2 protein-coding genes and 1 pseudogene are annotated in these 1,532 nt (G+C 57.2%); 1 reads left to right on the top strand and 2 read right to left on the bottom strand.

Annotated elements, in window-relative coordinates:
* Together WAO69_RS10000 and WAO69_RS09995 are read right to left on the bottom strand one after the other, a co-directional pair.
* A partial coding sequence (locus WAO69_RS10000) for a hypothetical protein (protein WP_422178591.1) occupies nt 1-249 on the bottom strand: 249 nt, incomplete at its 3' end.
* A gap of 160 nt (nt 250-409) precedes the next feature.
* Nucleotides 410-757, bottom strand: a complete 348-nt coding sequence (locus WAO69_RS09995; protein WP_422178589.1) for a hypothetical protein — start codon at nt 755-757, stop codon at nt 410-412.
* 87 nt (nt 758-844) lie between these two features.
* On the opposite strand from WAO69_RS09995, the pseudogene WAO69_RS09990 reads away from it, so the two are divergent.
* Nucleotides 845-1,532: pseudogene (locus tag WAO69_RS09990) on the top strand (IS1380-like element ISPme1 family transposase); the annotation flags it as partial.

Raw genomic sequence — 1,532 nt, 5'->3', positions numbered from 1 at the left:
GTACAGGTTCAGGGCGGGATCGTCTGCATCTCCGACAATTCGCGCTGCCAACGCAAGGGCCTGGCTTGGGTCACTTGCCTTGAGGCTTTCAAACTCTGCAAACGCTGCCAACTTTGCGAGATCCGGTTCAGTCTGAGCCCATGCGTTTTGTGTTGATCCAATTGCAAGGGACGTCCAAACAATTCCTGCGATACAGATACGAAAGACTCTTCTCCAAACGTTGGACGGTTTTGGCATAGGAATTCTCATCTGCTCCTTGAGTGATTAAGGCAATCAAGCCAACAATGCTTGGACGCGTCAAGCGCGGTTCGCGTTTCCGGCTGTGATTGAAAAGCATGTACATCGCATTGATGAGTTGGGTGCGCTGACGCAGCTAAAGATCTCGGCTTCGAAACAGTGCCGCCTGCGCCTATTGTTCTTTGGTTTTCACCGCCACGAAGCTCTTTGACGGAAGCAGCGCAGCCTCGACAATCGCTTCAGCGTCCACAGCTTCGTTCTTGTATCTCTTCGCGAAGGGCTTCACATAGTATGGTGGAATGAGGCGAACGATATGACCGAACCCTTCTGCCTCACACCCCCAATGATGGGCGGTCGAACAAGCCTCCATGGCGACGATGCAGTCCGGATTTTTGGAAAGGAATTTCTTGAACTGAGGGCGGCTGAGTTTCTCGCGAAACTGAACGTTCCCTGCCGAGTCCGCTCCGTGCACTTGAAAAACCCGTTTGACCAAGTCGAGGCCAATGATGTGAACCCACATTCTCCAAGTAAGTCGCTGATTTCGCTGTCGTAATCGTGATATTTCGCATATAAATCATGGCGTTGACGGCTGCGAGGGGCGCGTTTCATGGATCACCTGGAGGGTGCGGGCTTGGCGCGGGGAGATCGGGTCGATTTCGACCGCCGTGTGCGTCTGGAGTTCCGTGGTGCGCAGATCAGTTCAGACGGTGGCCTGCTGGTGATGCGCGAGCTTGATGACGTGCTCGGCCTGTCCAATCTGGCGTCGGAGGCGCTGCGAGACAGCCGCACCGGGAAGAACACGCTCCATCGGCTTGACGGATTGTTCCGGCAATCGGTGTTCGGACGACTGGCCGGATACGAGGATGTGAACGATGCCGACCGCTTGGCCCTCGATCCCGTGATGCGTCAGGTCGTTGGCGGCAGGGCCGTCGAGGCGCAAGCTGCTTCGGCATCGCAGATGGGACGGTTCGAGACCGAGACGCTGGCTCTGGCCGCGAACCGGGCGGCGCTGGCCGATCTGAACGGCCAATGGATCGACCGGTTTCATGACCGCAACGGGTTGAAATACATCGTGCTGGACATGGACAGCTCGGTCAGCCCCACCCACGGCGATCAGGAAGGTGCTGCCTGGAACGGGCATTTCGACTGCACCTGCTATCACCCCATCTTCTTGTTCAACCAGTTTGGCATGCTGGAGCGCTGCGCCCTGCGTAACGGCAATGTCCACAGCGCCGATGGCTGGCGGGATGTCCTTGATCCCGTCATTGCCCGATATGCTGGCCGCGACCTTGGTG

Source organism: Aestuariivita sp. (assembly GCF_049276915.1).
Classification (GTDB): Bacteria; Pseudomonadota; Alphaproteobacteria; order Rhodobacterales; family Rhodobacteraceae; genus Aestuariivita.
The sequence above is the reverse complement of the archived record's forward strand: the minus strand, read 5'-3'. Positions and strand labels throughout refer to the sequence as shown.